6 protein-coding genes are annotated in these 6,989 nt (G+C 72.5%); 1 reads left to right on the top strand and 5 read right to left on the bottom strand.

Going from position 1 to position 6,989, the window contains the following annotated elements; translation table 11 throughout:
• Positions 1–129: 129 nt before the first annotated feature.
• Positions 130–1,020, bottom strand: coding sequence for an alpha/beta hydrolase (locus RB628_RS23810; RefSeq protein WP_318322549.1), 891 nt, complete (start codon positions 1,018–1,020; stop codon positions 130–132).
• A 209-nt stretch (positions 1,021–1,229) separates the two neighbouring features.
• Complete coding sequence (locus tag RB628_RS23805) at positions 1,230–4,082, bottom strand: DEAD/DEAH box helicase (RefSeq protein WP_318322548.1); 2,853 nt, start codon at positions 4,080–4,082, stop codon at positions 1,230–1,232.
• Between the two features lie 471 nt (positions 4,083–4,553).
• Between RB628_RS23805 and RB628_RS23800 the strand changes: the two genes are divergently transcribed.
• Positions 4,554–5,333, top strand: a complete 780-nt coding sequence (locus RB628_RS23800) for a ferritin-like fold-containing protein (RefSeq protein WP_318322547.1) — start codon at positions 4,554–4,556, stop codon at positions 5,331–5,333.
• A gap of 24 nt (positions 5,334–5,357) precedes the next feature.
• Here RB628_RS23800 and RB628_RS23795 read toward each other — a convergent pair whose 3' ends face one another.
• From RB628_RS23795 to RB628_RS23785, 3 genes are all read right to left on the bottom strand, one after another.
• Positions 5,358–5,627 carry a hypothetical protein gene (locus tag RB628_RS23795; RefSeq protein ID WP_318322546.1) on the bottom strand — a complete coding sequence of 90 codons (270 nt, stop codon included), beginning with the start codon at positions 5,625–5,627 and terminating at the stop codon, positions 5,358–5,360.
• A 207-nt stretch (positions 5,628–5,834) separates the two neighbouring features.
• Positions 5,835–6,062, bottom strand: coding sequence for a DUF3107 domain-containing protein (locus RB628_RS23790; protein WP_053743301.1), 228 nt, complete (start codon positions 6,060–6,062; stop codon positions 5,835–5,837).
• 135 nt (positions 6,063–6,197) lie between these two features.
• Entirely contained in the window at positions 6,198–6,839 is a 642-nt protein-coding gene (locus RB628_RS23785) for a TetR/AcrR family transcriptional regulator (RefSeq protein ID WP_318322545.1), read from the bottom strand.
• Positions 6,840–6,989: the final 150 nt, after the last annotated feature.

The following is a 6,989-nucleotide window of genomic DNA, read 5'->3' as shown; positions in this document are numbered from 1 at the left end:
GCGGTCGGATTCCCGCCGCCGACCAGGCGCGTTGACCGTCGGCGGCTCAGTCGGACCTGCCCAGGAAACTCCGGCGCAGGACACTAGGCCATTCCTGCGCGTTACCTGCGACCAATGGCTTGTGACCGGCTACCTCTGGAGGGAGTCCCAGAAGTCGGCCAGGGCTCGGGCGGTCTCCAGCGGCCGGTCCGTGTTGGGGGAGTGCTCGGCTCCCGCGATGACGGTCCGGTGGGCGTGCAGTCGTACGGCCATGTCGTCGAGGAGAGGGACGGCCCAGGTGCCGTCCTCCGTGCCGGACAGGACATGGAAGGGCAGCGGTACGGCGGAGAGTTCCGCCACCCGGTCCGGCTCGTCGCACAACTGACGCCCCGTGGCGGCGAGTTGGGCCGGACTGTTGCCCATCCAGCGGCGGCGAAGGTCCTCGCGGTCGTCGAGCCCCGCGTCCACGGCGTCCACCGAGTCGAGGTCGCCGCCGCCGGTCTGCGGGTCGTCCATGGCCTGGATGGCCGCCCAGACGTCGGCCATGCTCATCACGGCGAGCGCGTCCCGCAGCAGTTTCGCGCGCTGCTGCTGCGGCTCGGAGATCTGGGCGGGACCCGAGGAGATGAGGGTCAGGGAGAGGAAGGGGGCGTGGTCGAGGAGGACGGCGGCCCGGCCGATCTGCCCGCCCAGAGAGTGCCCGACGAGGTGCACGGGGGTGCCGACGGCCGCCGCCTGCGCGAGCACGTCCTGCGCCAACTCGCCCTGTGCGTAAGCCGATTCGTCGTCCCGGGGGCCGGGCGACTCGAACTGCCCGCGCCCGTCCACGGCGACGGTACGGTACCCGCGCGCGGCCAGTGGCTCGTGCATCGTGATGAAGTCCTCCTTGCTGCCGGTGAACCCGGGCAGCAGCAGAACGGTCCCCTTCGGCTCGACGCCGGCGTCCACGGACGCGTCGACGACCGCGAACTCACCCCGCACGGTACGCAGGGCGTACGCACGGGCGCCGGGGGGTGGGGCGAAGGTCGGAGGCCTGCTCATGTGCCGAGGTTATCCGGCGTACCTGAGGGAGAGGCCAGCGGCGGGTGCGGGTGCGGGTGCGGGTGCGGGTGCGGGTGCGGGGCGCCGGTGCCGGCGAGGGGGAGGGGTTCTGTTTCAGGGCAACGCCGACGGCCCGGCCACCTGGTGGGGTGGGCCGGGCCGTCGGGGTGTGGCCAGTGGCGCGGAGGGGCGGGGTCCCTCCCGGGCGATCAGGTCTCCACGGCGTCCGTGGTCGGCGCGGTCACCGTGACCTTGCGGGTGGTGCGGCGCCTGGGCTTCGCCTCGGCTGCCTCCGGTGCCGTCTCCGCCACGACCGCCGGTTCTGCGGTCTTGCGGATCCGGCGGCGCGGCTTGGACTCCGCCTCGTCGGCCGCCTGGGCGGGGATGTCCGCGACAACCTCGACCGCCTTGCGTGCCGTACGGCGGCGGGGCTTGGCCTCGGTTGCCTCGGCGGTGTCGGCGGCGGCTTCCGCGGCCGGGGCGGTCGCCTTGGGGGCGGTCGTCCGGCGCGGCTTGGCCTCGGCGGTGTCGACAGCGGCCTCGGCAGCCGTCGCCGTCGCCTTGCGTGCCGTACGGCGCGGCTTGGGCTCCGTGGCTTCCGGCTCCGCGACGACCGGGGGGGCCTCGGCGGCCTTACGGGTCGTCCGGCGGCGCGGCTTTGTCTCGACGCCCTCCGCGGTGTCCACGGCAGCCTCCGCGGCCGGTGCCGTCGCCTTGCGCGTGGCACGGCGCTTCGGCGCCGGGGCCTCGGTCGAGGTCGGCTGGGACGGGATGTCGGCCGTCTCCGCCACGACCGCCGGTTGGGCGGCCTTGCGGGCGCGGCGGCGCGGCTGCGCCTCGACCGCCTCGGCGGTGTCGACGGTTGCCTCGGCGGCCGGAGCGGCCGCTGCCGTGGCCTTGCGCGTCGCACGACGCGGCTTCGCCTCGGTCGCCTCGGCCGTTTCCACGGCGGCCACCGCGGCCTTGCGGGTCCGGCGGGGCTTCGCGGCCTCGGGCTCCGCGGCCTCCGGGGCGGCCTCGATCACGGCCACGACGGGCTCGGCGGCCTTGCGTGCCGTACGGCGGCGGGGCTTGGCCTCGGTCGCCTCGGCGGTGTCGGCGGCGGCTTCCGCGGCCGGGGCGGTCGCCGTGCGGGCGGCACTCCTGCGGGGATCGGTCTCGACACCCTCGGCGGTGTCCGCGACGGCTTCAGCGGCCGCTGCGGCACTCCTGCGGGGAGCGCGGCGCGGCTTGGTCTCCGTGACGGCCGGGGCCTCGACGGTGTCGATGACCGGCTCCGCCGTCCTACGGGCACGGCGGCGGCGCGGCTGCTCCTCCGGCGTCTCCGCCTCGGGGGCCACCGGGGCGTCGGCCGGGACGACCCGGGCCGGCGTGGTCAGGGTGGGCTCCGCCGTCCTGCGGGTACGGCGGCGGCGCGGCTCCTCCGGCGTCTCCGCCTCGGGGGCCTCGGCGACGACCTCGGCCGACGTGGACTCCGTCGTCCTGCGGGTGCGGCGGCGGCGCGGCTGCTCCGTGGCCTCGGGGGCCGGGGCCGTGCCCTCCGCCGTCGCGACCGCGGCCTCGGCCGACGGCTCGACGGATGTCGCCGTGGAGGCCGCCACCGGCTCCGCGGCGGCACCGCGCGTACGGCGGCGGCGGCGCGGCGTACGGCGCTCGCCGGGTTGCTCGGACGAGGCGAGTGCCTCGGTGACCGGGGTGCCCGACACGACCGGAGTCGTCGGCGCGTCCGCGGCCGAACCGCCACGGGTACGGCGGCGACTGCGCGGCGTACGCGACGGGCGCTCGTGCTCCGCCGACGGCGCGGCAGCAGCCGCCGGGCCGGAGGAGTGGCCGGAACGGCCGCCACGGCCGCGCGGGCCACCGCGTCCGCCCGTCTCACCGAGGTCTTCGACCTCCTCGGCGCCCAGGCCGGCGCGCGTGCGCTCCGAGCGCGGCAGCACACCCTTCGTGCCGACCGGGATGCTCAGTTCCTCGAACAAATGCGGTGACGTGGAGTACGTCTCCGGCGGGTCGTTGAACTTCAGCTCCAGCGCCTTGTTGATCAGCTGCCAGCGCGGGATGTCGTCCCAGTCGACCAGCGTGATCGCGATGCCCTTGGCGCCCGCGCGGCCCGTACGGCCGATGCGGTGCAGGTACGTCTTCTCCTCTTCGGGAGACTGGTAGTTGATGACGTGCGTGACGCCCTCGACGTCGATGCCGCGCGCGGCCACGTCCGTGCAGACGAGGACGTCGACCTTGCCGTTGCGGAAGGCGCGCAGCGCCTGCTCGCGGGCGCCCTGGCCGAGGTCGCCGTGGACGGCGCCGGAGGCGAAGCCGCGCTGCGCGAGCTGGTCGGCGAGGTCGGCCGCCGTACGCTTCGTACGGCAGAAGACCATGGCCAGTCCCCGGCCGTCGGCCTGCAGTATCCGCGCGACCAGTTCGGGCTTGTCCATGTTGTGCGCGCGGTAGACGTACTGCGCGGTGTTCGCGACCGTCTTGCCCTCGTCGTCCGGCGCGGCGGCGCGGATGTGCGTGGGCTGCGACATGTAGCGGCGCGCGAGACCGATGACCGCGCCCGGCATGGTCGCCGAGAACAGCATCGTCTGACGGCGGGCCGGCAGCATGTTCATGATCTTCTCGACGTCGGGCAGGAAGCCCAGGTCGAGCATCTCGTCGGCCTCGTCGAGGACGAGCGCGCGGACGTGCTTCAGGTTCAGCTTCTTCTGGCCCGCGAGGTCGAGCAGGCGGCCCGGGGTGCCGACGACGACGTCGACGCCCTTCTTGAGGGCCTCCACCTGAGGCTCGTACGCCCGGCCGCCGTAGATGGCGAGGACACGCACGTTACGGACCTTGCCGGCCGTCAGCAGGTCGTTCGTCACCTGCTGGCACAGCTCGCGCGTCGGGACGACGACGAGGGCCTGCGGGGCCTCGGTGAGCTGCTCGGGCTGGGCGCGGCCGGCCTCGACGTCGGCGGGGACGGTCACGCGCTCCAGGAGCGGGAGGCCGAAGCCGAGCGTCTTGCCGGTACCGGTCTTGGCCTGGCCGATGACGTCCGAGCCGCTGAGGGCGACGGGGAGCGTCATCTCCTGGATGGGAAAGGGGGTGATGATGCCGACGGCTTCGAGTGCCTCGGCGGTCTCGGGAAGGATTCCGAGATCCCGGAAAGTCGTAGTCAGGGCAATGCCTCTTCTGTGTACGCGGTGCGAGGCGAGCGCGGGGGGTCGTGTCGGGACCGTGCCGGAAACATCGGCCGCCTCACGGGCGGGCCGAGTGCCACGGGACCACTGCCGACGCTCGAGCGCTCGTACCGCTGAGGGTCCCTCCGAATTCCGTACGCATCGTGCCGTACGGATGAGGAGAGCTGTCGGGTCGGAGCCGATCGGGCCACCGACCGGGCATCCTCATTCGTATGGCCCGTCGAGCTACGTCTTTCAACTCAGCGGGCGCACTACCACCATACCCCGGAATCGCGCACACGCGATGGCCGATTCGGTCACGTAGTGGTCGTCACACTGAATGAGCAGGGACTTCCGCCTTGCGGCCAGCGGGCTATTGTGCGCTTCATGACGACGCCTGACAACTCCTCCGGTACCCCTCGAACCCCCGCAGAGACGGCGGCCGAAGCCGCTCCCGCACCTACCGGAGTCGCCGCCCAGGACTGGGCGCAGGCTGCCACCGACCCGCAGTACCGTGCCGCGGTCGTGGACCTGCTCGGCGCGCTCGCGTACGGCGAACTGGCCGCGTTCGAGCGGCTCGCCGAGGACGCCAAGCTGGCGCCGACGCTCGTCGACAAGTCGGAACTGGCCAAGATGGCGTCGGCGGAGTTCCACCACTTCGAGCAGATCAGGGACCGGCTCACGGAGATCGGCGCCGACGCGACGCAGGCGATGGAGCCGTTCGTCGCCGCGCTCGACGGCTTCCACAAGCAGACGGCGCCCTCCGACTGGCTGGAGGGACTCGTCAAGGCGTACGTCGGTGACTCGATCGCCAGTGACTTCTACCGCGAGGTCGCGGCCCGCCTCGACGCGGACACCCGTCAGCTGGTGCTCGCGGTTCTCGACGACACCGGGCACGCGAGTTTCGCCGTGGAGAAGGTGCGCGCGGCGATCGACGCGGAACCGCGGGTGGGCGGGCGGCTCGCGCTGTGGGCGCGGCGGCTGATGGGCGAGGCGCTGTCGCAGTCGCAGCGGGTTGTGGCCGACCGGGACGCGCTGTCCACGATGCTCGTCGGCGGCGTCGCGGACGGGTTCGACCTCGCGGAGGTCGGCCGGATGTTCTCCCGGATCACCGAGGCACACACCAAGCGGATGGCGGCGCTGGGACTCGCCGCCTAGCTTCGTCGGCTTCCGTGCAGGTGGTTACGCCGTCGCCGATGATCGCCGCAGGGTGCCCTTCGGGCGGAGCAGCAGGGAGACGGAGGCGCCGGAGACGGCCACCGCGCCCAGCAGGATCGCCAGGAAGTGGCCGGAGCTCAGCGCGCTGTGCGTGACGAAGGCGCCGAAAAGGGCTCCGGCCACGCCGGTCGACAGGACCAGGGGACGGGCGGGAAGGCGGTCGGGCAGTCGGTGGGCCGCCGCCCACGCCAGGGCGAGGCCGAGGATCGCGGAGCCGAGTGCTTCCAAGAACATGTCGGGTGCCCTCCCACTGCCTGTCTGCGCGTGACGTTCACAGCCCGTCATACCCGTGACCTGCGGAAGGCAATCCCCTTGTAAGGGTGACGTGTGGGCAACCTGTGAATACAGGCCATGGGCACGGGCATGCGCGGGGAGACTGGACACGGACAACGGGTGGGGCCCGGCGGTCTCGAACCGCCGGGCCCCACCCACCTGCATGTCCTACAGCGCGCTGAAGCCCACCTTGCGCGCCGTCGGCTCGCCCAGCTCGACGTACGCGAGACGGTCGGCCGGGACCAGGACCTTGCGGCCGTGGTCGTCCACGAGGCTCAGCAGCGCCGACTTGCCGGCCAGCGCATCGGCCACGGCCTGCTCGACCTCCTCGGCGCTCTGACCGCTCTCCAGAACGATCTCGCGGGGCGCGTGCTGCACGCCGATCTTGACCTCCACGGCTATGTCCCTCCGACGGTCAGTGAAGTGCGCGGGCATCCGCGCCGTACCCAGCACACATTAGCCCGGTGAGGGGACGTACATGTTCCGGGCGGGAACGCCAGGAGCGAACAGCCGCCGGGAACAAACGGACGGTCAGTGGTGCTCGGTGCCGTGCAGCGGGAAACCGGCGATGCCGCGCCATGCCAGCGAGGCCAGCAGCTGGACCGCCTGATCGCGCGGGACACTGCGGTCGCTGTGCAGCCAGGACCGCGCCACCACCTGGGAGAGGCCGCCCAGACCGGAGGCCAGCAGCATCGACTCCGAGGGCGAGAGGCCGGTGTCCTCGGCGATGACCTCGGAGATCGCCTCCGCGCACTCGTTCGTCACCTTGTCGACGCGCTCGCGCACGGCCGGCTCGTTCGTCAGATCGGACTCGAAGACCAGGCGGAAGGCACCGCCGTCGTCCTCCACGTACGCGAAGTACGCGTCCATCGTCGCCCGTACGCGCTGCTTGTTGTCGGACGTCGACGCCAGTGCGGTGCGGACCGACTCGATCAGGGCCTCGCAGTGCTGGTCCAGCAGGGCGAGGTAGAGGTCGAGCTTGCCCGGGAAGTGCTGGTAGAGCACCGGCTTGCTGACACCGGCCCGTTCGGCGATGTCGTCCATCGCGGCGGAGTGGTAGCCCTGCGCCACGAACACTTCCTGGGCGGCGCCCAGCAGCTGGTTCCGTCGGGCGCGACGCGGCAACCGCGTGCCCCGCGGGCGTGCCGCCTCAGTTTGCTCGATGGCTGTCACGCCGCCTCCCAATTTCGTCCACATGCGGTGTGCGCCGCGCCGCCATCGTACTTTTCGGTAACCCTGGTGTGCGCGGTGCGAGCGCAGAAATTCCTCGACCGAGCGACTGTATGTTCCGGCCTAAGTGCTCAAATAGCAACAAATCTTTTG

It is taken from the genome of Streptomyces sp. ADMS, from assembly GCF_033441795.1.
Classification (GTDB): domain Bacteria; phylum Actinomycetota; class Actinomycetes; order Streptomycetales; family Streptomycetaceae; genus Streptomyces.
This window is presented reverse-complemented; position numbering and strand designations above follow the sequence as displayed.